Genomic DNA, 24,338 nt, shown 5'->3' with positions numbered 1-24,338 from the left:
CCCCTTCGTTGAACTGCAACGAGGGGGTTATATATTTAAAATTGATTTTTTGCATAATTACGTAAATCTGATTCAAGACCCGCGTAACGATTAGCAGGTTTTACATCTAATGACTGGTGGATCGGACCACCAGCATTTGCATAATTAGTTGATTCCGTATTGGCAATCATCTGTAGTTCAGCTAATGAATAATCGTCTGGTACTTCTGAAAAAGCAAGTACACCATATTCATCAATCGTCTGATGAGCTTCTAATGCCTCCCACATCGATACCAAGTGACCTTGATTATTAAAAATCAATTCTAGATGATAACCTGGTAATGCCATCTTGACATTATCCTGCTTAGCAACCCCCCGATTATGAAAGGCGACATTAGGATACGACACCGGTGTGCCAGTCAACTGTAATGTTTCCTCAGCAACATCTTCTTGACGCCAGTCATTACGTAAAATAAAATCCACAATTGGCTTGCTAAGATAGTATCGCAATTGATTGTCCATGATCGTACTTAATTGTCGACTAGTTTCATACTTTGAACGAATACCATTCCAAGCATGATGCTTTAGTCGTACCATATAGGCAACTTGTTTAACAAATTCAAAATAGTCTTGCACCTCATCAATCGTTTCGAGATGCAAATAATACAAGTCAACGTCCTTAATCTTGTCTTTTGAATCCCAGTCACCTAACCGTGACATTCTCACAAAATTAGTCGGACTAACCGTCATACCTAGCAATTTGTATATCACTTCCAGGCGATCAGCTGCTGGTACACCGCCACGATGAAATCCAGCTGTAAACATGGTCGTAAAAAGCGATGAGCCAATTCGATGTGCTTCGCCCCACTTTTCCGATAAAATTTTATTCATTGTTTGGTCGTTCAATTGCTCATTATTGACAATATCATCAACATAAGCAGCGATTGACTTTGGCACCCAACCATCATTCATAAGATGTGTTACTTGGGTCGACAAGGCTGCTGACATAATGGTCTGGCGCTTATCGACTCCTATTGGTGACTTTATTAGTTCGCGTGTTCGTTTGAACAATCCTGTCATTATGAAATGACCTCCTTGTTACACTTACCTTACCATATCTATGATAGTGGTGCAGTTGATTCTCTAACAATTAATTTCGTATCAAATGCAGCCACTTGTCGTTCAGCATCAGGATGATTAATACGTGCCACCACCGTTTTCATGGCCGCTTCAGCAATTAACCATAGTGGCTGTTCAACAGTCGTTAATGCAGGTCTGAAAAACTCAGCATAGTCAGTATCGTCATAGCCAATAACTGACATATCATTAGGTACCTGAATACCATGTGCATTAAGTCCAGCAATTAAGCCGATAGCAAGCTCGTCATTTAATGCGAACGCTGCAGTAGCTTGTGTAATCGAAACGGCCATTGCAGCTGCGCGACCAGCATGCTTTGTCAAATTGCGTGTTGCAACTTCACTCACTTTCGCCCCTGCAGCCAACATCGTCTCTTTAAATGCTGCTGTTCGATATTGCAAGTTGTCAGTATAAACTTGATTTCCTAACAGCACAACGTGTTTATGACCGAGAGCTAACAGATGTTCAGCCACCAGGTGACCACCCATTTTATCAGAAGCAAAAACAGCATCTGCATCAACTAATCCGTCATGATTCTCAAGAACCACTAAGGCTATGCCGCGCTTTTTCAAACTACTAGCAATAGCAACAGGTTGTGCCAATTGACCTGCCATAATAATACCATGAACACCTGAATTAACCAATATTTCAACGGTTTGATCAGCCTGACCAGCTCCTGCCGTCATAATTGATAATGAGACGTTATCAGGAATATTTTCTTGCATGTGTTGCACTAAATCACCAAAAAACGGATTACGTAAACTCGGTACGACGACACCAATTAGTATCTTAGCCCCTTGTTTTAAACTACGGGCACTTGCATTTGGTACATAGCCAATTTCATCACGGGCCGCCAAGACTTTCGCTTTTGTTTTTTCAGAAAAACGGGCTCCTTTGCCATTTAATACTTGTGATACTGTCGCGATTGATACACCCGCTAAACTAGCAACATCTCTAATTGAAACTTTTCCCATATCCGGCCCCTTTGTAGACAGTCCTCATTTTTATATCTATGAATTACCCTTATTAAAACATTTTACCAACTTTTTAAACATTTTAAACCCTTGACGTTTGTTTTGCTTTTTAGAAATTCATTTTACTTTTAAATTCTTTGCAGTATAATATAACTTTGTTAGATGCACAGGGTAGATTAAGATGCGTTAAGTGCCATGGAAACGGAATGTGGGCCATGGACGAAGGATTACCGCGATGTCTTGATCACATTCACTGTAATAAGTGAAACCCCCCAAAAAAAAGGAGGTGTTTTCAAATGAAAACATTAGAATATGGTTTACCACGTTTACGTACAAAACAATTGGCTATGCTGGGCATTTTAATCGCCCTACATTTAGTCATCAGTCGCTTCTCATTAGGGACTGCCACACTTAAAGTTGGTTTTACTTTTTTAATTGTCGGCATGATTGCGAAATGGTATGGTCCTGCATGGGGAATGCTAGTTGCGATTTTTACTGATGTGATTAGTAGCTTACTCAATGGTTACGGTTATTTTTGGGGATTTACCCTATCTGCTGTCTTAGCAGCTGCTATTTACGGTTTTTCCTTCTATAAGCAACAAACGTTATCTTGGCTTCGAATCATCATAACAGTAAGTATTGTTCTTGTAGTCGTCAACGTCCTATGCAATACATTATGGGTCGTGATAATTGGTAATATTCATAATAATGAAACTATTATGTCTTTGTTATGGGTACGAGTGATTAAACAACTTGTCTTTTTACCTATCCAAAGTATTTTGTTATATTTTTTGCTTAACAATCAAACAATTGAGCAGCTACACCAAAAAATATAAAACATTTACATTAGTTTAAGGAATGACAAATAAAAACCGTTTATAATTAGAATTTATAAAGTTATGATTAATGTATTTTAAGCATACAGGGGGTTGGGACAAATAAATGTCCCAACCCCCTTTGAACTCACGCCCACTACTTTATAGTACTAGGCTGTAACATTCATGATTATCCATCCAAATGACTAATTATAGAAATTAGAAAATAGTTTTTAACCTATTATTAGTAACTTCGATGAACACGCAAACCGACTTCCTGACAGGCAGCCTCAAATGAACTGGCAAACTTATTACGGACATCCGGTGTGGCAAATTTTAATTTTGTTTCCGAATAAACGTTACCACAACCGATTCTGTAGACACAACTATCGTATACTTGCCCAACAAAAACTTCTTGTTGGCAATCAATCGTAGACTCTAGCAATTCAACTAATCGATGAACAGTCTGCTCAGAAATGTCACGCGAACTTTGCAATAATTGCCGAATGACGGCACATCCAACTAACTTGTTCTCTTGGCGTACTTTTGTTTCCTGCATAATCTAGCCTCCAAAACTTGTTACTGACTGTTGTCAGTTGCTAATTTAATTTTCCATAATTATGATAACCTATCCTAAATGTTTTATCAAACATATTATTTTTTTACCCGCGAAAAAAACACAATCATTTTTTCCGTGATATAATTAACCACATTAACTATTACACAACAAACGAGGAATTTTTACATTATGCCTGAATCTATTTCTAAAACCCAGTATTTACAAACCATCCTAGAGTTAAGCGTCGGCGATGAATCAACAAAGATTTCAAATAACCAAATTGCTGAACATTTAAATGTCACCCCTTCATCAGTTTCTAACATGTTAGCAAAACTCCAAGAAGCTGGTGAAGTCGATGTAGTCCCTTACTATGGGGTTACTTTAACAAAACCTGGTCGTGCAACTGCCCTTCGTTTAATCCGATCACATCGTTTAATCGAAACATTTGGCGCAACGAAGCTCGGCTTATCAATTTCAGAAGCGCATTCGAATGCGGACAATCTAGATCATGATGCAAACGATCAATTTATCAACGCGCTAGATAAATATTTAGAATTCCCAGAATTAAGTCCTCATGGGCTTGTCATTCCCGATATTGAGCACCACTACCATCCAAAATCATTACGAGCATTACGTGAAGCTAACGATAATGAAACTGTTACTATTAACAGTTTCACTGAAGACTTAGAGTTATTACAATATACCGAGACTTTACAACTAGACCTAAACAGCACGTGGACAATTAAAGAACGGCTACCTTTTGACGGTCCATTAGTATTAGTTTCTGGTGATAGAAAGCTCCAAGTTACGCAACATGCTGCAGACTTCATTTATATTAACGATTAAAATTAGAGCGAGACAAAAGTTGGTTTAAAACCGGTATGTAATTAATAAATTTTAAGAGAAAAAGGGGTTACGACTAAAAACTGTCGTAACCCCTTCTTTATTTACAATTAATTATAATTTTAGTAAAAACCTACTTTTCACCGAAATTATTTATAAAATACAAAAGCGTTTGTAGCTCATTAGTTAAGTCAACGTTCTGAACACGGATTGACTTCGGTACATCCAAACGCAATGGCGTGAAATTCAAAATACCACGCACACCTGCAGTTGCTAAACGCTTAGCCACATCCTGCGCCACATCAGCAGGTACAGTTACAATTGCAACATCAATGCGCTGATCCGTAATTTGTTTCTCTAAATCATCTAGACTGTACACTGGAATTCCTGATTGAATGGTATTAACAATATCAGGATTAACATCAAACGCTGCTGCAATACGTGCATTTGAGCTTTGATGGAAATTAAAATTCAACAAAGCTTGACCTAAGTTTCCTACTCCAACTAACGCAACAGAAGCTAACGTATCTTGATTAAGAATTTCACCAAAGAACGTCATCAAGGCTTCGACATCATAACCATATCCACGCTTACCTAATGCGCCAAAGTAAGAAAAATCACGTCGAATTGTTGCCGCATCAAACTTTACTGCATCAGATAATTCATTTGATGAAACGCGGACAGTCCCAGAGTCTAACAACAATTTTAAGTAGCGATAGTAAATTGGCAATCGCTTTGCCGTTGCTCTAGGAATATCATGTTCAACCATTTATTTCGACCTCTTTTTCAAAATTCACCTATTTTCACAATCTATCTCAAATATTGTGAATCTCTCATTACCTATAATCATACCATATGCAGCATTTTTTGTGAATGAAATAACAATTTTTTATTCACAAACAGACAACTTGTGAAAGCGTTTCCTGAATAGTGGATTATCCATAAAAAAAATAACGAAATACTTGATTTTATTTCGTTCTCAACACACTTATTAATTATGCTTTGGCTTACCTTTATTTTTACGATGCTTACGCTTGGCGCGCTTTTCTTTAGCAAACCGCTCTTGGCGTGAAACACTATCGGTAGCTGCCACTTTCTTTTTTCTAGGCTGGTCAACTTTTGGTGACTTTGATTTCGGACGGGCCACATGCGTCTCATTTTGATTTTTATGAGACGTTTTTTCAGTAACTGGTACTTTCTCTGCCTTTGGTAACCCTTTACCACCAGAGATGGCCTGAATATCAACAGCAACCATTTTCTTCAAGTCACGAAAATCATGATCATTTCCGAAAGAAATTACAGTACCGACTTTACCCATACGGCCAGTTCTACCAGCACGATGTGTGTAAGTCTCCCCATCACGTGGTAAGTCAAAATTGATCACTGCTGGCAAATCAGGAATATCAAGACCTCTGGCCGCCGCATCAGTAGTTAACAAAAACTTTGCTTTACCCTGACGGAAGTTAGTGAGTGATTTTGCCCTTGTGGTACTTGAATCACCACGGGCCAAAGTCGCCATGGCTACATGTTCATGCGCCAAAAAACTAGCAGTTATCTTTAATTGTTTTGTGGTATTAAAGAATACAATGGCTTGGAAGCGCTTTTCTGCTGCTAATTGACGTAATCTTTTTTGCCGTTGGTCACGTGCCGTTAACCAAAATTCATGCTTAATTTCTGTTGGGATGGCAACCTGGCGTTGATCAATCCGTAAAAATTCACGATTGAACAGACCACTAGCTGTTGACGGATCAACTTCAGTCGCACCAAATAATGCAACTTGTACGTCATCATCATCAATCGCATCCCAAATAATATCAATTTGATTTGCTGTATCATCGCGCAACAACTCGTCAGCTTCATCTAAGATTAACGTTCTTAATCTTTTTAATTTTAGTTTACCATTATTAATCAACTCACTGACACGTCCCGGCGTCCCAATCAAAATTTCTGGATGCTTTTTTAAGCGATCCAATTGATGCTTGATATTTGCCCCACCAGTTAGTGACAACACTTTTAATGACAATACGTTCGCCCAATCACGGACAACCCGTGTTGTTTGCATAGCTAACTCTTGTGATGGCGCTAATATTAATAATTGCTCGCCATCTTCAGGCACCAATTTAGGTAACAGTGGCCAGGTAAAGGCCAGTGTTTTTCCTGTTCCTGTTGGTGCAAGTGCATCAATTGATTGCCCATTTGCCAAGGGTTCAGCAACAGCTGATTGAATTGGCGTTAGCGTGGTGAATCCAACACTTGTTAAACGTTCTTCAAAACGGGAATCCATTTTATCTCCTTCATATTTTGTTTCATTATTATTTATCAGCAGGAAATACAATCCCAGCATCTTGACGTAAATCAAATAGTACTTGGTTTACGGTTTGACTTAATGACAGCAATTCTTGATAAGCATCCGCTGTATCGACTGGGTTTGTCATCATATCAGCAAATTTAACCGCTTCAGTAGTCATCGGATTTGCCAATGGTTCCTGACTCAATTGATGGGCAGCACCTTCATCATCATAATAAGTTACATCAAGCACTTCAGCTATATCACCAATCACCAGGGTATCACGTCGACCTAGAATTTCAGATGGTAAATGACTATTAGATCCCTTACCAAACTCGATCGTCACATCAAAATCATCATGACGTAGAATAGCGATACCGCGGCCATCAGCACCATTACGTAATGGTGTCGCAAAATAATGAGTTTGTTTTGGTGCACCAAATAGTTTAATAGCAGCATAAATTGGATACACACCTAGGTCTGTCAAGGCCCCCGCACTAAAGCGACGACTTAGTACATTGGGTTCGTTACCCGCTAGATAGTCATCAAAACGAGATGAATACTTTTCATAAACAAAAGTTGCCCCAGCAATTTTTTCCATTTGGGCCACTTGCTGTTCAATAACTTTAAAATTAGCCTGCTGGATATGACGAGCTGCCTCAAATAAACGTACATTGGGATGATCATTTAGTAGCTCTAAAATTGCAGCATACTCCATTGGGTTAGAAAAAGCGGTTTTTTCCACAATCACATGAATATCATGGTTTATTGCTGCTTTAACCTGTTCAAAGTGCACACTATTAGGTGATGCAATGTAAACAACATTGATACCACTATTATAGAAAGATTCTAAATCAGTATAAACATCATCAACATTAAATGGTTGAGCAAATTGCTTACCAGTATCTTCATGGCGTGAATATACTGCCTTTAGCACATATTGACCTGATTCGTGAGCCGCTTGTACGAATTGCTTTGTAATCCAATTGGTACCAATGATTCCAAGTTTGTATGCCATAATTATTCTCCCTTGTGTACTACTTATACGTTTAGTTAGTATTAATTATATCATCATCAACAATAAAATTAGCTATCTCTCAGCTGATAAATTATTCTAAAATAAATTTGGCACACGTTTATGCTGTAAAATACCTGACTGATAATTGATACATTTTAAGCATAAAACAGGCTGTGACATTCTTTTGCCTCAGCCTGCTCTTCATTCATGCTTTTAAATAATAATTAATCACGCTCAAGTACAGTTACTGACTCGATATGCGTTGTTTGTGGGAATTGGTCAACTGGTTGCACATCACCCTTAATCGTGTAGCCATTTTCTTCGAATTGCACAATATCACGTACTAACGTTGCTGGATTACAACTAATGTACACAATTTTCTTTGGTGCCATCGCTGAAGCTGCATCAATTAACTCAGGTGTCAATCCCTTACGTGGCGGATCCACAAAGATAACATCTGGTTGTAGACCATCTTGTTGCCATGCAACCATCTTTTCTTCGGCCTTACCTAATTCAAATTTAACATTATGAACATTGTTTAAATCTGCATTACGCTTAGCATCATCAATAGCTGCTGGTACAACTTCCACACCAAGTACTGACTTTACTTTATCAGCAATCGTTAATGAAATCGTTCCAATACCTGAGTAAGCATCAATAACAGTTTCATTACCTGTTAACTCAGCCTTATCAGCTGCTAACTTATACAGCACTTCGGTTGTTTGTGGATTAACTTGATAGAATGAATTTGGTCCAATCGCAAAAGTCTTATCAAACAAAGTATCCTTAATCACTTTGTTTCCCCACAATACATGGTTAACATCACCCAAAATAACATTGGTCTTATCTTGGTTTATATTTTGAATAATTGAAGTCACTTCTGGTAGTGCTTCTTTAATCTGTGGAATAATAATGTTTGCACCAGGAATACGCTTTGAGCGTGTCACTAGTACAACCATCATTTCGTGTGAATAATAACCACGACGCACCATAATATTACGAATAACACCCTTATGATGAACTTCATCATAAGCTGCAATATGGAACTTTCGTAAAATATCACGAATAATAACAATGGCTTTGTCAATTTCGGGATCTTGAATATAAAAATCCTCGATTGGCATTAACCGGTGTGAACCACGGCGGAAGAATCCAGTCGTTAATTGTCCCTTAATTTCACGAGCTGGAATTTGTGCTTTGTTACGGTAACCCGTTGGATTTTCCATACCAATAGTAGGTGCCACATTAACATCAACATGTTGCTTATTGAATAACTCGGCAATTTGTTGTTGCTTGAACTTCAATTGTGCATCATATTTTAGGTGTGCTAATGGTGCAATACCAGTTGTTAAAGCAGCTGTATTTACCATATGATTGCGGTTTGGTGATGACTCAATCGTCTTTACCACCCGTCCAAAGGCGTAATTACTAGTAACCTTTGTAATACCCACGCGAATCTTTTCGCCAGGCACTGCATTCGTCACGAATACCGGAAAATCATTAACTTTAACAACACCATTTCCTTGGTAAGTTAAATCAATTACTTCAGCATCAAATTCTTGATTCTTAACCACAGGGGCTTTCTTTTTCATCATTTTCTCCTTCTTTTGGCCTTTTCGACGACCAACAATCATTCAATTGTATCACAAGGAATCCAAAAGCCAAAAGAAAAAAGCATAAACGTGTGGCAAAAGACTGATTTTTCCATGCAACGTCATTTACACTGACTTCAAAATGTCTTTTGTCATATTATCATTTATGCTTAAAATATATTAATCATCACATTTTTTGTAATGCTGAAATTCTTTCAGACATTGGTGGATGTGTTGAAAATAGATTGGTTAATTTTTTTGTTTGTAATGGGTTCGAAATATACAATGCCGCACTTTCTGGTGAGACATTTTCATCTGACATTGGTTCACTATTCGAAATTTTATTCAATGCATTGATCAGTCCCTGCGGATTACGCGTCAATTCCACTGCACCCGTATCTGCCAAGAATTCTCGATTTCGCGAAATCGCCAACTGGACTAACGTTGCCGCAACCGGAGCCAATACAAGCACGGCAATTGAAGCAATCAATGCAATAACATTGCCTTCTTTGTTATCACGATTACGACTACCACCAAAGTACCAAAAATGAGTCCCGAAGTTAGCCAACATGGCTATTGCGGACGTCAAAGCAACAGCAATTGTTTGAAGCCGAATATCATAGTTACGAACGTGTGTCATCTCATGCGCCATAACGCCCTCTAATTCCTCACGCGTTAATACTGACATAATTCCTGAAGTTGCGGCGACCGCTGCGTGTTCAGGATCATTCCCTGTTGCAAAAGCGTTAGGGCTTGGATCATCAATAATAAACACACGTGGCATTGGCACATTTGCGACTAACGCCATATCTTCCACGATATGCCATAAGTCAGGCGCTTGATCCGCACTCGTGATTTCCTGGGCATGGTTCATTCCCATCACCACATCTGTTGACTGACCAAACATATAGACAGCGTAAACAATGCCTGTTACGACCGCTATAATCACACCAGGTACCCATTCACCAAACATGTAATACCCTAGCGCTGCACCAACGATTCCCATGAACAAAAAGAAACCAACAAACAACACAATTGTCTTGCGTTTATTTTTTGCAATTTGTTCAAATAACATGGTCGATTACCTCTTAAAGGCCACGTTCATCAAATGAGACGCTGACCATTTCTCGTTCTTCTGCTGGTGTTTCCAGGAATTCACTAGGTTTGAAGCTATGAATCTTAGCAACAAAGTTTGTTGGGAACGACTGCAATTTTGTATTATATGTGGCAGTTGTGGTATTAAATAACTGACGTGAATAAGCAATTTTATTTTCTGTATTCGTCAATTCTTCCATCAACTTATTATATTGATTTGAAGCTTTCAAATCAGGATACGATTCCGCAACTGCAAAAACTGACTTCAAAGAGTTAGTCAGTTGGTCTGATAGTGCCATTGTTTTCTGATGGTCATCAGTTGGTGTTTGTGTTAATGCATTACGCAGACTAACAACTTTCTCTAAAGTTCCTTGCTCGAATTTAGCTGAGCCCTTGACTGTCTCCACCAAATTTGGAATCAAATCATTTCGTCGCTTTAACTGTACATCAATCTGACTCCATGACTCTTGTGTACGCATGCGTGCCTGTACAAGACCGTTATAAATTCCTACCCATAATAAGGCCAAGACAACCACGATACCGACAATAATCCATCCAATCATCATTTTCTCCAATCTTTATGAACTAATCATAAGATGCTTTATAGTCTACTACCCTACATTGTAACATGATCAAAAATATCCATCGCCTAATATTTATTTTTTTATCAAATGCATGTGGCATAATAACCCTTTGATGACAAAAAGGTTGGGACAAAAGAAAATGTTCCAACCTCTTATACTTAAAATGTACTAATCAACATAATCAGTAATTGATTGCTGAATAGCTGTTAATTTATCATCAGCTTCTTGTTGTGTTGCCCCTTTAGTACCAACATATAACTTGATTTTTGGTTCAGTACCAGAAGGACGCACAGCTACCCAAGAACCATCAGCCAGCCAATACTTCAATACATTTGCTTTTGGTAACGTCATTGGCGTTGTCACACCCGTCTGCGTATCAGTTTCTGTTTGTAACGTGAAGTCCGCGAACTTTGTGACCGCAATATCACCAAATGAAGTTGGTTGCTCAGCTCGGAACTTCGCCATCAATGCTGCAATCTTCTCCGCACCATCAATTCCCTTAAACGTTAGTGATTGTGTATTTTCAACAAAGTAACCGTATGTCTTGAACAAGTCTTGTAACCCATCATACAGTGTCTTACCTAATGACTTGTAATAAGCCGCTACTTCTGCTAACAAGACGGTTGCTTGAACAGAGTCTTTATCGCGAGCGAATGACTTAACAAGGTAACCATATGATTCTTCAAAGCCAAACAAGAATGTGTGCTCATGCGTTGCTTCATAGTTTTGAATCTGCTCAGCAATATACTTAAAGCCAGTTAATACGTTAATGGTTTCAATATCAAAGCTCTTGGCAATATCTGCCGCAAATTCTGATGACACAATTGATTTAACAAGCACACCATTCGCTGGTAACGTACCAGCTGTTTGCTTAGCAGTTAATAAGTAGTGTAGCAAAATAGCCCCAATTTGATTACCTGTTAATAGTTGATATTCACCTGATGGTAGTCGGACAGCCGTTCCCATCCGATCAGCATCCGGATCAACACCAATCACCACATCAGCACCTTGTTGCTTAGCCAAATAAATCCCCATGGCTAATGCTGCTGGATCTTCAGGATTTGGTAGCGTGACTGTTGGAAAATCACCATCTGGTTGTGCTTGTTCTGGCACGATTGTCACATTCTTAAAGCCAGCATTAGCTAATGCTTGGCCAGCAATCAAGGCCCCTGTTCCATGAAGTGGTGAATAGACTAACTTCATATCACGACCTTCTTGATCAACTAATTCTTGATTGACCGTAACTGTCTTAATTTCAGACAAATAAGCATCATCAACATCCTTACCAATAGTTACCAACAATCCGGCAGATTCTAGCTCCTTTTGTGGCTTCACTGGTACCGCGAACATATCAGCTTCACGAATTGATGTTGTAATAATATCAGATTCCTTTGGTGGCATCTGACCACCATCTTCACCATAAATTTTATAACCATTGTATTCTTTTGGATTGTGCGAAGCTGTAATCATAATACCCGCATAGGCATTAAAATGACGCACAGTAAAAGATAATTCTGGTGTTGGGCGTAGTGATTCAAAGACATAGGCCTTAATCCCATGGGCACCCAAAACTTTAGCTGATTCAAAAGCAAATTCTTGTGAGAAATGACGTGAATCATATGAAATCGCAACGCCGCGCTTTTTCACATCTTCAGATAATGAATCCATCAAACGAGCTAACCCCTCTGTAGCTTGTCGGACGGTGTAAATGTTCATACGATTGATTCCTGCACCTAACAGGCCTCGCATACCAGCAGTTCCAAATGACAATGGTTGGTAAAAAGCATCTTCTGCTTGTTGTTCATCTATTGCCAACGCATCCATGTCATTTTTTAAATATTCTGGTAAATCATTGTGTTTTGTCCATACTTGAAAATTATCTTGCCAAGTCATTTCTGTCATTCTCCTTTGTTATTGTGTTCCCCAATATAACTAATCTCATTGTACCATAGGATTATAGTGTTATTTAGTCTAACATGATGGCTTTGTATTAGAAATTAATGTCGGTTGATTGCCGCCAATAATAACCTCATCGACTGTATTCAAAAACAACCCATGTTCAACGACCCCAATCGTTTGTTCCAAAAAATATGCTAAACTTTTGGGATGCGCAATGCGATTTAAGTGCAAATCAATAATATAATTACCTGCATCAGTGGTTAATCGTTCACCTGTCATCGTCCGTCGAAAAGTTGGCTGCATATCTGCTGCCAAAAATCTTTGTAACAACTGATGACTACCATAAGGCACCACTTCAACAGGTAATGGAAACTGACCAATCACATCATGATATTTTGATCCATCAATAATCCAAATGTTTTTCTCTGAATTCAGAGCAACAATTTTTTCAAACAGCAAAGCGGCGCCCCCACCCTTGATGCCGTTTAATTGGTAATCAACTTCATCAGCTCCATCAATTGTTAAATCAATCTTGGATACTTCATCAACTGAAGCTAATTTGATTCCCCATGACTTAGCTAATGAAGATGTTTTGTTAGATGTTGTAACACCAATAATATCCAACCCTTCACTATTAATTCTGGCTGCCAATGCTTCAATAAAAAAACGTACAGTTGAACCGGTCCCTAGGCCAACAATCATACCGTCTTTAATCAGCGTCGCCGCAAATTCTCCAGCTTGTTGCTTTTGCACCATTTGCTTATCAGTCACTGCATAGTCCTCCTCATCCCCCTAATATTAAGTTTATTTTACCGAGAAAAGCAAAAAAAAGATAGAAAAAGGATGGTGATGGCAGAGATCCACATAACACGTCAATATAAATTAAAAAAAAAACGAGGTTGGAAAAAATTTCCTAACCTCGTTTTATAATTAAAATTTACGAAAACGTGCCCGTCGTTGGGCAATCAAGTCATTTATTGGCATATTAGCCAATGTCTTAATTTCCTCAGATAATTTTGTACGAATCAGTGAAAAGACACGTGAATGTGAACGACTTTCAGGTACAATGTACTCGATAATGTGATTATCTAGCAAATCATTGGGCGTTAGGCCCATCACTGCAGCCGCTTCATCACGACGCTTTGCATCCTTCCAAAGAATAGATGCAAATCCTTCAGGTGAAAGAACTGAATAAGTCGAATTTTGGAACATCCACACTTGATCAGCCGTTGCTAAGGCAAGGGCACCACCAGAACCACCTTCACCATAAACAATGGCAATCATTGGCACTGGTAATTTCAGACTCTCCAAAATACTTTGCGCAATCGCTTCACCTTGACCCTGATCTTCAGCAGTTTTTCCTGGAAAAGCCCCCGGTGTATTAATGAAAGTAATAATTGGTCGACCAAACTTAGCCGCCTGTTTCATTAAACGGGTTGCCTTACGATAACCATATGGTTCAGGTGAACCATTACGTTTAGCCAACTTATCCTTGATATCCGAACCCTTGTCAATCACAATCACCGTCACTGGTTTACCATTAAGGTTTGCCAGACCGCCAATCACACTTTTGTCATCACCAGCATAACGATCACCATGCAACTCAAAGAAATCAGTAAAGATGCCTGAAATAATTTCACGGGCCATAAACCGATCATCACGTGCCCGTTTAACAATTTGGACGGGTGTTAATTCACGTCTAAATAAACTCACCATGATTAACGACCTCCTTGTGGTTGATGGAATTTAACAAGTTGTGCCAAGACTGTTGGCAGTTCTTTACGTTGCACAACCGCATCAATGAAACCATTTTCCAACACTGTTTCAGCACGCTGAAAATCCTTAGGTACCTTTTCATGAATGGTTTGCTCAATCACACGCTTACCAGCGAAACCAACTAATGCATGTGGTTCAGCCAACGTAACATCCCCTTGCATGGCAAATGAGGCGGTCACCCCACCGGTCGTTGGATCGGTTAGCACCACAAAATATGGCAAACCAGCTTCCTGATGTGCGGCTACTGCTGCCGATACCTTAGCCATTTGCATCAAAGAATTAATTCCTTCTTGCATACGAGCACCACCGGAAGCAGTAAACAAGATAACTGGTAATTGTTGCGTGGTTGCTTTTTCAAACAAGCGCGTAATTTTCTCACCCGTTACGGTTCCTAATGACCCCATCATAAAGTAAGAATCCATAATTCCTAATGCAACTGTCTCATTTTCAATGACGGCTTGCCCAGTCAAAGCTGATTCATTAAGCTTCGTTTGTGATTTTGCACGACTTAACTTTTCTGCATAACCAGGAAAGTCTGTCTCTGCTAGTGTTAAGTCTGCGTCCCACTCTTCAAATGCCGTTGTCATTAAATGAACACGCTCGTATGCTTGCAAACGAAAGCCATAACCACAGTTTGGACAAACACGATGGTCACCCAATTGCTTAGAATATAATTGTTCACCACAATATGGACATGCTAAAAATAAGCCATCCGGAATTTGGGCATCAACATGCGCATCTTTTTTAATTTTAGGCAATTTGGCATTTGGTTTATTAAATAAATCCATTACTTGCCTCCTATTCACCTGTTGTTAAACTTTTTTGCCATTTTGGTAAAAAGTCCTGTTCAAGGTACTGTGTTGTAAACAATCCTTTGGCGACAACATCGTCATTTAACAACGCTTCTTGGAAATCAGCATTCGTATTGACACCATCAACGACCATCTCATCTAAAATACGTTTCATTTTAATGACTGCTTCATCACGGTCATCACCATGTACCAGTAACTTTCCAATCATTGAATCGTAGAATGGCTGAATAATGTCACCCGAATAAATCGCAGAATCGATACGAATTCCTGGTCCGCCAGTTGGCAGAAAGACAAAATTAATCTTTCCAGCACTTGGCGCAAAGTTACGCTCTGGTTGTTCAGCATTTAATCGTACTTCAATCGCATGCCCATTCACTTTAATGTCTGCTTGATGCATTGTTAACACTTCACCTGCAGCGACTTGTACCTGCATCTTTATCAAATCAACACCAGTAACCAACTCAGTAACCGGGTGTTCAACCTGAATACGCGTGTTCATTTCCATGAAGTAGAAATTACCCTCATGATCTTCCAAAAACTCCAGTGTTCCGGTGTTTTCATAATCTAATGCGTTGACAGCCTTGGTTGCGATAGCTCCCAATTCATCACGCATTGCTTGTGTCACACCAACTGCTGGACTTTCTTCCATCACCTTTTGATTATTACGCTGTAATGAGCAATTACGTTCTGGGAAATATAGCACATTGCCTTGTTGGTCGCGAATAATCTGCATCTCAATATGACGCACATTTGTCATGACCTTCTCAACATACATATGCCCATCACCAAAAGCGGCTTTCGCTTCATGTTGCGCATCATCAAATTTATCGGCTAATTCGTTTTCTGCATAAACAAAGCGCATCCCTTTACCACCACCACCGGCAGCAGCTTTTAGTAACAAAGGATAACCAATTCGTTCAGCTACCTTTTTTGCTTCACTTGCATTATGAATAAAGCCTTCAGATCCCGGAATGACTGGTACACCAGCTTCACGCATTGACTCACGCGCGTTTGCTTTGTTTCCCATCAATTCCAATACCTTAGGACTTGGTCCAATCCACTTAAGACCAACGGCACCCACCATTTCAGCAAAGGCTTCATTTTCAGATAAGAAACCATAGCCTGGATGGATAGCCTCAGCACCAGTCAATACAGCAGCACTTAAAATATTCTTCATATTTAAGTAACTGTCTTTTGACCTTGGTCCACCAACGGCAATTGCTTCATCTGCTAATCGCACATGAAGACTATCCGCATCGGCTGAAGAATAAATAGCGACAGATTTAATGCCCATTTCCTTCAGTGTACGAATGATACGAACCGCAATTTCTCCTCGATTCGCCACTAAAACTTTTTTGAACATACTTAATCTCCAACAATAAATGTTAAGTCAGCTGTGGTGACTCGCTTGCCATCCACATATGCTGTTCCCTTACCTTCCCCGATAGGGCCACGTAAACGGGTCAACTTAACTTCTAATCTCACTTGATCACCAGGACGAACCATTTTACGGAAGCGAGCCTTCTTAATACCACCGAAGTACGCCGTTTTCCCTTTGTATTCAGGCATTGATAACAAAACGACTGCCCCAGTTTGGGCTAAAGCCTCAATTGTTAAATTACCTGGAAACGTTGGGTTACCTGGAAAATGTCCCTGGAAAATTTCTTCATTGATTGTGACGTTTTTAATCGCAACAGCGCTTTCGCCAGGTACCAACTCTTCTACGGTATCCAACATTAACATTGGGTAACGATGTGGCAAAATTTCTTGAATTTGTTGTGTATTTAACACTGACATATCAAATCCTCCTAGGCATCCGGTTGGACACGGAACAAAGCATGTCCGTAATCAACAACATCTTCTTCTTCAACCAAGATTTCCTTAATCACACCTGTCACTTCACTTTTAACAGGAGTCATTAATTTCATTGCTTCAATAATCGCAACTTGCTCACCAACTTGCACATGATCACCAACCTCTTTAAAAGGCGCAGCATCAGGCTTTGGCTTCAAGTAAACTGTTCCAACCAAAGGTGCTTCAACTAAGACGGTATTATCAGCGCCCATGTCAGCAGTTCCTTCAGCCGTTTTCTTGTCAGATGTCGACGCTTGGGTAGCCATTTCAGGCTGTGCAGGCGTTGTGACAACTGGTTGTGTCATTTCGTTCTTACTTAAATGTAAGCTAAAATCTTCTGATTGTAATGAAAATTCACGCAATGAGCTTTTTTCTAAATCTTGCATCAACGTTCGAATTTCGTCTAATTGCAAACCCATTACTTTCCACTCCATTTCTTAAAAATAACCACTGCATTATGACCACCAAAACCATAATTTGCTGATAGCACATAATTTGGTGCAACATGCTTATTATCCTCATTAACTAGCGTCACACCAGCAGTTTCAGGATCTTGTTCAGTTAGACCAACATTAACTGGCAATTCTTCACGGACAAGTGCACCAATAGCTGCAATGGCTTCAATCGCACCAGCGGCACCTAATAGATGACCGGTCATTCCCTTAGTTGAAGAAACCAAAACACCATTCTTTCCAAAGACAGCTTCCATCGCCTTTGATTCAGCGGCATCATTTGCACCAGTAGCTGTTCCGTGGGCATTCACATAATCAATGTCTTCTGGTTGAATACCAGCATCATCCAAGGCTAATTTAACTGAGCCAGCAGGTCCTGAACCATCAGGAGTTGGACTCGTTAAGTGATAAGCATCAGCATTTGAACCGTAACCAACAATTTCAGCAATAATATTAGCACCACGTGCTTGGGCGTGCTCCAATGATTCAAGAATCAATACACCTGAACCTTCTCCTAACACAAATCCATGACGGTTAACATCAAATGGTGTTGAAGCCTTTGATGGGTCTGGTTCAGTTGACAAAGCTGTTAAAGCTGCGAATCCAGAAATTCCCATTTCATTAACTGAAGCTTCTGCCCCACCAGTAATCATGACATCCATCTTGCCAGATTGGATACGCCAGAATGCCTCACCAATCGCATTTGTGGCACTAGCACATGCCGTAGAAACCGTGTAGTTAATTCCCTTGGCACCATAACGCATTGAAACGTTACCAGAAACCATATTTGGAATAGCATTAGGTACGAACATTGGGCTCACACGCTTTGGGCCTTTATCATGCATCTTAATAACTTGTTGCTCGATAGTTGTTAAACCACCGATACCAGTTCCCATAATGACACCAAAACGGTCTGGATTATCAACGCCGTCAGCCAAATCAGCTTGTTCAAGTGCTTCACCAGCAGCGTGAACAGCATATTGTGAAAATAGATCCATCTTACGTGATTCACGCTTACCAACGCGTGCAGAAGGATCAAAGTCCTTAACTTCACCGGCAACAGTCACACCTGTTTCTGTTGCATCAAATTTTGTGATTGGTGCAATACCAACTTCACCGTTAAAAATACCATTCCAAAAATCTTCAGTACTATTTCCAACGGGTGTAACAGCACCTAAACCTGTAATAACAACTCGTGTCATCTTGTTCTCCTTTATGTTTCAGCAATTCTATACGTACGAAAAAAGTCAATAAAAATAAATAAGTGCAAAAGCGCACGTACGCGTTGCTTAAATATATAACCCACCATCGACCGTAATTGTTTGGCCGGTAATGTAATCGTTTTGAGCCAAGAAAACAGCTGTATTTGCAATTTCAGTTGCTTCACCAAAACGTTTTAACGGTACTGCTTCCAGTACTTGATTTTTCACTTTATCTGATAAGGCATTCGTCATATCTGAGACGATCATGCCTGGTGCAATCGCGTTCACACGAATACCACGCATTGCACCTTCCTTAGCAAGCGTCTTGGTTAATCCAACGATACCTGCCTTGGAAGCAGCGTAATTGGCCTGACCAACATTTCCCATCAAACCAACAACAGAAGCCATGTTAATAATCTGTCCAGTACGGGCACGCAACATCTTCTTGAACACAGGTTGTGTGACATTGAATGTCCCATTTAAGTTAGTATTTACAACCTGTGAAAAATCTGCTGACTTCATTCCCATTGTGAGTTTGTCATTCACAATTCCAGCATTGTTAACTAGAATGTCAATCCCTTTAATTTCAGCGAATAATCCATCTAATGCTGTTTTAACACTCGCATCATCGGCAATATCTGCTGTAATCGCCATTGTATCTTCACTAAATTTAGCTAATACCTCTGCTTTGGGTGCTGAACGGCCGTGCAAAATGACACGTGCGCCAGCTTTATCAAAAGCTTGGGCAATGGCCAAACCAATACCACGAGTTGACCCTGTAACTAAGACTGTTTTCCCTTCGAGATTCATTACTTCGTCTCCTATTCTGCTGCTAGCATGTTCCGAACTTCTTGATACGTCTTGAAATTAGTGACCTTATAACGCTTGATATCTTTACCAACGATTTTACGAGCAAATTTATAAAGCGTATCACTTGGTCCAAATTCAATTAATGTATCAACACCATCATCGACCATTGCTTGCAATGCTTGCGCAAAGTAAGTTGGTGAAACAATCTGATCTAATAATGTCGCTTTAACATCTGAAAACTTCTCACCAGTCGTATTTGAATAAACATCAAATGTCATCGGTGCAAAAGTTTCATCTGCAATACGCGTTGTCAATTGATCAGCTGCTGATTGCATCAATGGTGTGTGGAACGGTCCTGAAACCGGCAACGCAACCATTCGTTCAATGCCTGCATCTGTCAATGCTGCTACCGCAGCATCCACATCTGCCTCAACACCACCAATAACTAGTTGATTAAATGTATTATAATTTGCTGGATAAACACGTTTACCAGCTGCTTGTAACTTTTTAATCGTTGCAATGACCAAATCTTGATCGTCTGTCATAACGGCAACCATCTTACCTCGATTATTTTCACCAGCTTGTTGCATATAAGCGCCACGGTCTTTGATAATCCGCATTGCCTGATCAAAAGTTAATACATCAGCTGCTACCAAAGCACTATACTCACCTAAGCTCAAGCCAAGAGTTGCTTGTGGCTTTGGCATAACATCAGCCAGTGCTCGGTAGATACCTGTACTCATCGCTAGAATTGCTGGTTGGGTATACTTTGTCTGCTTAACGTTCTCTTCATCATTAACAATCGTTGACATGATGTCATAACCTAGTACACGACTAGCTTCATCAATGGTTTCTTTATAAGCAGGGACTTGCTCGTATAAATCAGCACCCATGCCAACTTTTTGAGCCCCTTGTCCGCTCATTAAAATGCCAAGTTTCATATGTCCTCCAATATTGTTACTTCAAAAGATTCTCTGCCTGAGACCAGGTCTCTGACAAAATTTGTGATACTGGCTTTAGTTCTTTAATCAATCCAGAAACTTGTCCAGCCATGAAGGCACCAGTAGTTTTATCACCATCAATTACTGCCCGCCGTAGTGAACCGTTTTCCAAGTCCTCGATAGCATCAGCATCTGGCTTGGGCTTTTGAATTTCAACTCGTTCTTGCTTAACAAAGTTCTTTGACATCTTTGTCTTTAGCACACGAGCACGGTTTCCCATAATTTCACCAGTTACTAATGTATCAATATCCTTAGCTTTCACAACTGCGTTCTTAAAGTTCTCATGAACCTCTGACTCTTCAGATGCTAAGAAACGAGTTCCCATTTGCACACCGGATGCACCAAGCATGAAAGCAGCTGCAACGCCACGTCCATCCCCGATTCCACCAGCAGCAATAACTGGAATATCAACAGCATCGACAACTTGAGGTATCAGCGTCATCGTCGTCAAACTACCAATGTGACCACCGGATTCCATACCTTCGGCAACAACGGCATCGACCCCCTTCTTTTCCATCATCTTGGCAAGGCCAACGGATGGAACAACAGGAATGACCAAGATACCATGACTGTGTAATTCATCAATAAAAGGTGATGGATCGCCGGCACCAGTAGCAACGACTTTCACACCCTCCTCAATGACAACATCAAATACTTCACGAATATGACGTGACAATAGCATCACGTTAACCCCAAAAGGTTTATCCGTTACTTCACGCGCATGATGAATTTCTTCACGTACTTTGTCAGCCTTCCAATACCCAGTTCCGATAATACCTAATCCACCAGCCTCTGAAACCGATCCAGCCAAATGACCTGTTCCAGCCCAAGCCATACCGCCTTGGATAATCGGATACTTCATGCCCAACTTTTCAAAAAGTGGATTATTTAGCTCAAAGCTCATAATATCGTCCCTTCTAACTACGTCGACTACTTAGGCGTTTACTTGTTCTGCTACCTTGTTAACCAAATCTTGTACCGTTTGAATTTCTTCAGCAACAGCCAACTTAATATCAAATTCATCTTCAACACGGTTCAAAACTTCGAACAAATCAAGTGAATCTGCATCAATATCTTCGCTTAAGTTAGTAGTTAATTTAATTTCATCATCTTCCAAATCGAATTGGTCAACCAAGATTTCGCTTACTTTGTTAAAAATTTCTGTTTCAGTCATGTTATTTTCCTCTTTTTCGTTTATTAAATAGTAAATTAATTTTTATAAATTATAACTGGATAATTAGGGCACCTGCAGTCAGGCCACCACCAAAACCAGCTAAAGCAATCTTTTGACCTTGATGAACCGCACCATTTTTTCGTAGTTCATCAAGCAATATACCAATGCTTGCTGCACTGGTATTACCATAGTCGGTCACATTTATTGGGAATTTCTCAATCGGTTGACCAAACCTTTTTGCAATGCTGGCAATAATTCGGGCATTTGCTTGATGTAGTACATACACATCAATGTCATTTGCCGTTAATTGTGCTTTCTCCAATGCCTGAGATAAAACAACCGGTACTTGGCGGGTTGCAAAATTATAAACTTCACGTCCGTTCATATGAAAGTAAGGATCTGCTGTCACAATGTTACCAGCAAAATGATTCATATTTTGCTGACGACCCGCTGTCAAGAACTCCGATTGATTACCATATGTTTTTAGCGACTCCGCTAATAAACCAGTCTCTGTTGAAACCTGCTGTAACAAAACGCCTGAAGCACCATCACCAAAAAGAACGGCTGTCGAACGATCTTCCCAATCTACTAGCTTACTTAGCACTTCAGCACCAATGACCAACCCACGTTGATAATTAGTTGCTAATAACTTACTAGCCATACTAAGTGTGTACACAAAGCCCGAACAAGCCGCTGACAAATCAAATGCAAAAGCATTCGTTGCACCAATTCGACCTTGCACTTGTTGGGCGACACTTGGTGTTAAGTGGTCTGGTGACATTGTCCCAACAACAATAAAATCTAGTTGATCTGCTGATAAGTTAGCTTGTGCCAAAAGCTTATCAGCAACAGCAGTTGCTAAATCACTAGTATTTTCATTTGACACAATATGCCGTTGGTGAATACCTGTTCGTGAATGAATCCATTCGTCTGACGTATCCATAAACGTTGCCAATTCATCGTTTGTAACAATACGTTCAGGTACCACGTGAGCGGACTCAACAATTGTAAATCGTTCCATAATGTCCTCAATTAAAACTGTATTAGCTCATGAAGATAATCTTGTAAATCACCAACGGCTTTTTCAACCACGGGTGCTTCACCTTCCTCTAATGAATCAAACAATGAATGGGCCATGCCACGATGAAAGGCCTCATGAGCACGAAAAACAGTACGTCCTTTATGTGTCAATCCAATTCGAACAACACGTCGATCTTTGCTATCACGAGTACGAACCACATAGCCCTTTTTTTCAAGCTTATCAATCACACTAGTCATTGCACTAGGCGTTAGATGCATCGTTTGCGATAATTGCGAAGCGGTCCGTGTGTCATACATCGTGATTGCCGCAATCGTATGCATATCCTTAATAGAAATATCCTTAAAACGTGACTTACGCAGTGACGCTTCTTCGATCCACATCACATTATTGAAGACATCTACTAAGGACTCATTCATTTTTTCAAAAGAATCTTCTTCATGTGCGGTCATACTTATTTCTCCGTGTCACTAGCTGACTTATCTTCAGGTGAAACGACAAACATTAGTTCAGCGCTAGTAGCCAACTTACCATCAACTACTGCTTTAACCTGCACTGTTCCCATATTTTCACGTAAGTTACCAAATTCAACATGTAACTTCACTGTATCGCCTGGCTTAACCATTCTCTTAAACTTCGCGTTATCGATGCCAGTCATATAAGCTGTTTTACCAACAAATTGTGGTGACGATAAAATTAAAATCGAAGCTGCTTGCGCTAATGATTCAATAATTAGCACTCCCGGCATCACTGGATTACCTGGGAAATGTCCTTGGAAAAATTGTTCATTAATCGTGACGTTTTTCGTTGCAACTAATGATTCTCCTGGAGTCATCTCATCAACATAATCCATGTACAAGATAGGATAACGATTTGGAATTAAATCCATAATCTCTGTCGTAGATAGAACTGCCACAGTTGTGCTCCTTCCAAAATTTATTTCGAACATCGAAATATTCGATATTCAAATGTTATTGCTTTTTGTCTAAAATGTCAACTTATTATACACATTCGTCGAATTTATCTAATATTTTATTAAAATTATCGTGATTATATTCAAAATAAAAAGCGATCAGAACATTAATAAATGTTCTGATCGCCATTATGAGAAATAACCTGGATAAAAGACGAAAGCCTTTTATCTTATCTGCTACTTCTCCTTATCAAACTTTGACTTCAGATTATCAACTGCATCTTCTGTCTTGTCTTTCACGTCCTTAGCTACTTCTTCTGCTTTGTCTTTAGCATCACCGAAAGCACCACGTGCCTTACCAGCTACGCCTTGTGCCTTTCCTTCAGCCTCCAACTTTTCATCATCAGAAACAACACCCGCAACTTCTTTTGCCTTACCTGAAGCTTGGTCTACTTTTCCTTTTACATCATCTTCTACTGCCATAAATATAATCCCCCGTTTCTATATTTTCTCTATGATAACTG

The 24,338-nt window shown here is 39.7% G+C and carries 27 protein-coding genes and 1 riboswitch; of the genes, 2 read left to right on the top strand and 25 right to left on the bottom strand.

What is annotated here, in order from left to right; translation table 11 throughout:
- Positions 1–35: 35 nt before the first annotated feature.
- Together FFM62_RS06575 and rbsR are read right to left on the bottom strand one after the other, a co-directional pair.
- On the bottom strand, positions 36–1,058 hold the full coding sequence (locus FFM62_RS06575) for a DUF3114 domain-containing protein (RefSeq protein ID WP_115470887.1): 1,023 nt from the start codon (positions 1,056–1,058) through the stop codon (positions 36–38).
- A gap of 38 nt (positions 1,059–1,096) precedes the next feature.
- Positions 1,097–2,089 carry a ribose utilization transcriptional repressor RbsR gene (gene rbsR, locus FFM62_RS06570; RefSeq protein WP_115470888.1) on the bottom strand — a complete coding sequence of 331 codons (993 nt, stop codon included), beginning with the start codon at positions 2,087–2,089 and terminating at the stop codon, positions 1,097–1,099.
- 165 nt (positions 2,090–2,254) lie between these two features.
- Positions 2,255–2,347: riboswitch (THF riboswitch) on the top strand.
- A gap of 38 nt (positions 2,348–2,385) precedes the next feature.
- Between rbsR and FFM62_RS06565 the strand changes: the two genes are divergently transcribed.
- Positions 2,386–2,925, top strand: a complete 540-nt coding sequence (locus FFM62_RS06565) for a folate family ECF transporter S component (RefSeq protein WP_075269330.1) — start codon at positions 2,386–2,388, stop codon at positions 2,923–2,925.
- Between the two features lie 223 nt (positions 2,926–3,148).
- On the opposite strand, the gene FFM62_RS06560 is transcribed toward FFM62_RS06565, so the two are convergent.
- Positions 3,149–3,463 (bottom strand): hypothetical protein, encoded by a 315-nt coding sequence (locus FFM62_RS06560; RefSeq protein ID WP_115470889.1) that lies wholly within the window; start codon positions 3,461–3,463, stop codon positions 3,149–3,151.
- A 189-nt stretch (positions 3,464–3,652) separates the two neighbouring features.
- On the opposite strand from FFM62_RS06560, the gene FFM62_RS06555 reads away from it, so the two are divergent.
- Positions 3,653–4,309 carry a metal-dependent transcriptional regulator gene (locus tag FFM62_RS06555; RefSeq protein WP_115470890.1) on the top strand — a complete coding sequence of 219 codons (657 nt, stop codon included), beginning with the start codon at positions 3,653–3,655 and terminating at the stop codon, positions 4,307–4,309.
- Between the two features lie 130 nt (positions 4,310–4,439).
- Here FFM62_RS06555 and FFM62_RS06550 read toward each other — a convergent pair whose 3' ends face one another.
- The 22 genes from FFM62_RS06550 to FFM62_RS06445 all read right to left on the bottom strand — a co-directional run bounded on the left by FFM62_RS06550 (position 4,440) and on the right by FFM62_RS06445 (position 24,297).
- On the bottom strand, positions 4,440–5,075 hold the full coding sequence (locus FFM62_RS06550) for a redox-sensing transcriptional repressor Rex (RefSeq protein ID WP_075269327.1): 636 nt from the start codon (positions 5,073–5,075) through the stop codon (positions 4,440–4,442).
- 222 nt (positions 5,076–5,297) lie between these two features.
- On the bottom strand, positions 5,298–6,590 hold the full coding sequence (locus FFM62_RS06545) for a DEAD/DEAH box helicase (protein ID WP_115470891.1): 1,293 nt from the start codon (positions 6,588–6,590) through the stop codon (positions 5,298–5,300).
- A gap of 28 nt (positions 6,591–6,618) precedes the next feature.
- A complete protein-coding gene (locus FFM62_RS06540; protein ID WP_115470892.1) occupies positions 6,619–7,611 on the bottom strand; it encodes a Gfo/Idh/MocA family protein in 993 nt (330 codons plus the stop codon).
- Between the two features lie 224 nt (positions 7,612–7,835).
- The gene (rlmD, locus tag FFM62_RS06535) at positions 7,836–9,203 is read right to left on the bottom strand and encodes a 23S rRNA (uracil(1939)-C(5))-methyltransferase RlmD (RefSeq protein WP_115470893.1); all 1,368 of its coding nucleotides are present in this window, start codon (positions 9,201–9,203) and stop codon (positions 7,836–7,838) included.
- Positions 9,204–9,390: 187 nt separating this feature from the next.
- Positions 9,391–10,278 (bottom strand): zinc metalloprotease HtpX, encoded by an 888-nt coding sequence (gene htpX, locus FFM62_RS06530; protein WP_115470894.1) that lies wholly within the window; start codon positions 10,276–10,278, stop codon positions 9,391–9,393.
- A gap of 13 nt (positions 10,279–10,291) precedes the next feature.
- On the bottom strand, positions 10,292–10,861 hold the full coding sequence (locus tag FFM62_RS06525) for a LemA family protein (protein ID WP_075269321.1): 570 nt from the start codon (positions 10,859–10,861) through the stop codon (positions 10,292–10,294).
- Between the two features lie 189 nt (positions 10,862–11,050).
- Positions 11,051–12,775: a phospho-sugar mutase gene (locus tag FFM62_RS06520; RefSeq protein ID WP_115470895.1), complete on the bottom strand. Its 1,725-nt coding sequence runs from the start codon at positions 12,773–12,775 to the stop codon at positions 11,051–11,053.
- 78 nt (positions 12,776–12,853) lie between these two features.
- On the bottom strand, positions 12,854–13,537 hold the full coding sequence (gene rpiA / locus FFM62_RS06515; protein ID WP_115470980.1) for a ribose-5-phosphate isomerase RpiA: 684 nt from the start codon (positions 13,535–13,537) through the stop codon (positions 12,854–12,856).
- Between the two features lie 174 nt (positions 13,538–13,711).
- On the bottom strand, positions 13,712–14,497 hold the full coding sequence (gene accA / locus FFM62_RS10405) for an acetyl-CoA carboxylase carboxyltransferase subunit alpha (protein ID WP_115470896.1): 786 nt from the start codon (positions 14,495–14,497) through the stop codon (positions 13,712–13,714).
- A gap of 2 nt (positions 14,498–14,499) precedes the next feature.
- A complete protein-coding gene (locus FFM62_RS10400) occupies positions 14,500–15,345 on the bottom strand; it encodes an acetyl-CoA carboxylase carboxyltransferase subunit beta (RefSeq protein ID WP_115470897.1) in 846 nt (281 codons plus the stop codon).
- Positions 15,346–15,355: 10 nt separating this feature from the next.
- Complete coding sequence (gene accC / locus FFM62_RS06500; protein ID WP_115470898.1) at positions 15,356–16,732, bottom strand: acetyl-CoA carboxylase biotin carboxylase subunit; 1,377 nt, start codon at positions 16,730–16,732, stop codon at positions 15,356–15,358.
- Positions 16,733–16,734: 2 nt separating this feature from the next.
- Positions 16,735–17,166, bottom strand: coding sequence for a 3-hydroxyacyl-ACP dehydratase FabZ (fabZ, locus tag FFM62_RS06495; protein ID WP_115470899.1), 432 nt, complete (start codon positions 17,164–17,166; stop codon positions 16,735–16,737).
- Positions 17,167–17,177: 11 nt separating this feature from the next.
- On the bottom strand, positions 17,178–17,642 hold the full coding sequence (gene accB / locus FFM62_RS06490; RefSeq protein WP_115470900.1) for an acetyl-CoA carboxylase biotin carboxyl carrier protein: 465 nt from the start codon (positions 17,640–17,642) through the stop codon (positions 17,178–17,180).
- Positions 17,642–18,877 (bottom strand): beta-ketoacyl-ACP synthase II, encoded by a 1,236-nt coding sequence (fabF, locus tag FFM62_RS06485; protein ID WP_115470901.1) that lies wholly within the window; start codon positions 18,875–18,877, stop codon positions 17,642–17,644. Before fabF ends, accB begins: the two co-directional genes overlap by 1 nt.
- 87 nt (positions 18,878–18,964) lie before the next feature.
- Complete coding sequence (locus FFM62_RS06480) at positions 18,965–19,687, bottom strand: 3-oxoacyl-ACP reductase family protein (RefSeq protein WP_115470902.1); 723 nt, start codon at positions 19,685–19,687, stop codon at positions 18,965–18,967.
- Between the two features lie 11 nt (positions 19,688–19,698).
- Positions 19,699–20,628, bottom strand: a complete 930-nt coding sequence (locus FFM62_RS06475) for an ACP S-malonyltransferase (protein WP_115470903.1) — start codon at positions 20,626–20,628, stop codon at positions 19,699–19,701.
- Positions 20,629–20,644: 16 nt separating this feature from the next.
- Positions 20,645–21,592: a DUF561 domain-containing protein gene (locus FFM62_RS06470; RefSeq protein ID WP_115470904.1), complete on the bottom strand. Its 948-nt coding sequence runs from the start codon at positions 21,590–21,592 to the stop codon at positions 20,645–20,647.
- 30 nt (positions 21,593–21,622) lie between these two features.
- Positions 21,623–21,862: an acyl carrier protein gene (locus FFM62_RS06465; RefSeq protein WP_075269310.1), complete on the bottom strand. Its 240-nt coding sequence runs from the start codon at positions 21,860–21,862 to the stop codon at positions 21,623–21,625.
- Positions 21,863–21,911: 49 nt separating this feature from the next.
- The gene (locus tag FFM62_RS06460) at positions 21,912–22,883 is read right to left on the bottom strand and encodes a beta-ketoacyl-ACP synthase III (protein WP_115470905.1); all 972 of its coding nucleotides are present in this window, start codon (positions 22,881–22,883) and stop codon (positions 21,912–21,914) included.
- An 11-nt stretch (positions 22,884–22,894) separates the two neighbouring features.
- The gene (locus FFM62_RS06455; protein ID WP_075269308.1) at positions 22,895–23,353 is read right to left on the bottom strand and encodes a MarR family winged helix-turn-helix transcriptional regulator; all 459 of its coding nucleotides are present in this window, start codon (positions 23,351–23,353) and stop codon (positions 22,895–22,897) included.
- A 2-nt stretch (positions 23,354–23,355) separates the two neighbouring features.
- Positions 23,356–23,817: a 3-hydroxyacyl-ACP dehydratase FabZ gene (fabZ, locus tag FFM62_RS06450; protein WP_115470906.1), complete on the bottom strand. Its 462-nt coding sequence runs from the start codon at positions 23,815–23,817 to the stop codon at positions 23,356–23,358.
- A gap of 234 nt (positions 23,818–24,051) precedes the next feature.
- The gene (locus FFM62_RS06445; RefSeq protein ID WP_115470907.1) at positions 24,052–24,297 is read right to left on the bottom strand and encodes a CsbD family protein; all 246 of its coding nucleotides are present in this window, start codon (positions 24,295–24,297) and stop codon (positions 24,052–24,054) included.
- Positions 24,298–24,338 lie beyond the last annotated feature (41 nt).

The sequence above is a fragment of the Weissella thailandensis genome (assembly GCF_005405465.1).
In the GTDB taxonomy this organism is placed as follows: domain Bacteria; phylum Bacillota; class Bacilli; order Lactobacillales; family Lactobacillaceae; genus Weissella; species Weissella thailandensis.
The sequence above is the reverse complement of the archived record's forward strand: the minus strand, read 5'-3'. Positions and strand labels throughout refer to the sequence as shown.

Bases quoted from the DNA above. Each gene is read 5' to 3' on its own strand.
- FFM62_RS06575 (WP_115470887.1), bottom strand. From the start codon at position 1,058: ATGACAGGATTGTTCAAACGAACACGCGAACTAATAAAGTCACCAATA.
- rbsR (WP_115470888.1), bottom strand. From the start codon at position 2,089: ATGGGAAAAGTTTCAATTAGAGATGTTGCTAGTTTAGCGGGTGTATCA.
- FFM62_RS06565 (WP_075269330.1), top strand. From the start codon at position 2,386: ATGAAAACATTAGAATATGGTTTACCACGTTTACGTACAAAACAATTG.
- FFM62_RS06560 (WP_115470889.1), bottom strand. From the start codon at position 3,463: ATGCAGGAAACAAAAGTACGCCAAGAGAACAAGTTAGTTGGATGTGCC.
- FFM62_RS06555 (WP_115470890.1), top strand. From the start codon at position 3,653: ATGCCTGAATCTATTTCTAAAACCCAGTATTTACAAACCATCCTAGAG.
- FFM62_RS06550 (WP_075269327.1), bottom strand. From the start codon at position 5,075: ATGGTTGAACATGATATTCCTAGAGCAACGGCAAAGCGATTGCCAATT.
- FFM62_RS06545 (WP_115470891.1), bottom strand. From the start codon at position 6,590: ATGGATTCCCGTTTTGAAGAACGTTTAACAAGTGTTGGATTCACCACG.
- FFM62_RS06540 (WP_115470892.1), bottom strand. From the start codon at position 7,611: ATGGCATACAAACTTGGAATCATTGGTACCAATTGGATTACAAAGCAA.
- rlmD (WP_115470893.1), bottom strand. From the start codon at position 9,203: ATGAAAAAGAAAGCCCCTGTGGTTAAGAATCAAGAATTTGATGCTGAA.
- htpX (WP_115470894.1), bottom strand. From the start codon at position 10,278: ATGTTATTTGAACAAATTGCAAAAAATAAACGCAAGACAATTGTGTTG.
- FFM62_RS06525 (WP_075269321.1), bottom strand. From the start codon at position 10,861: ATGATTGGATGGATTATTGTCGGTATCGTGGTTGTCTTGGCCTTATTA.
- FFM62_RS06520 (WP_115470895.1), bottom strand. From the start codon at position 12,775: ATGACTTGGCAAGATAATTTTCAAGTATGGACAAAACACAATGATTTA.
- rpiA (WP_115470980.1), bottom strand. From the start codon at position 13,537: ATGGTGCAAAAGCAACAAGCTGGAGAATTTGCGGCGACGCTGATTAAA.
- accA (WP_115470896.1), bottom strand. From the start codon at position 14,497: ATGGTGAGTTTATTTAGACGTGAATTAACACCCGTCCAAATTGTTAAA.
- FFM62_RS10400 (WP_115470897.1), bottom strand. From the start codon at position 15,345: ATGGATTTATTTAATAAACCAAATGCCAAATTGCCTAAAATTAAAAAA.
- accC (WP_115470898.1), bottom strand. From the start codon at position 16,732: ATGTTCAAAAAAGTTTTAGTGGCGAATCGAGGAGAAATTGCGGTTCGT.
- fabZ (WP_115470899.1), bottom strand. From the start codon at position 17,166: ATGTCAGTGTTAAATACACAACAAATTCAAGAAATTTTGCCACATCGT.
- accB (WP_115470900.1), bottom strand. From the start codon at position 17,642: ATGGGTTTGCAATTAGACGAAATTCGAACGTTGATGCAAGATTTAGAA.
- fabF (WP_115470901.1), bottom strand. From the start codon at position 18,877: ATGACACGAGTTGTTATTACAGGTTTAGGTGCTGTTACACCCGTTGGA.
- FFM62_RS06480 (WP_115470902.1), bottom strand. From the start codon at position 19,687: ATGAATCTCGAAGGGAAAACAGTCTTAGTTACAGGGTCAACTCGTGGT.
- FFM62_RS06475 (WP_115470903.1), bottom strand. From the start codon at position 20,628: ATGAAACTTGGCATTTTAATGAGCGGACAAGGGGCTCAAAAAGTTGGC.
- FFM62_RS06470 (WP_115470904.1), bottom strand. From the start codon at position 21,592: ATGAGCTTTGAGCTAAATAATCCACTTTTTGAAAAGTTGGGCATGAAG.
- FFM62_RS06465 (WP_075269310.1), bottom strand. From the start codon at position 21,862: ATGACTGAAACAGAAATTTTTAACAAAGTAAGCGAAATCTTGGTTGAC.
- FFM62_RS06460 (WP_115470905.1), bottom strand. From the start codon at position 22,883: ATGGAACGATTTACAATTGTTGAGTCCGCTCACGTGGTACCTGAACGT.
- FFM62_RS06455 (WP_075269308.1), bottom strand. From the start codon at position 23,353: ATGACCGCACATGAAGAAGATTCTTTTGAAAAAATGAATGAGTCCTTA.
- FFM62_RS06445 (WP_115470907.1), bottom strand. From the start codon at position 24,297: ATGGCAGTAGAAGATGATGTAAAAGGAAAAGTAGACCAAGCTTCAGGT.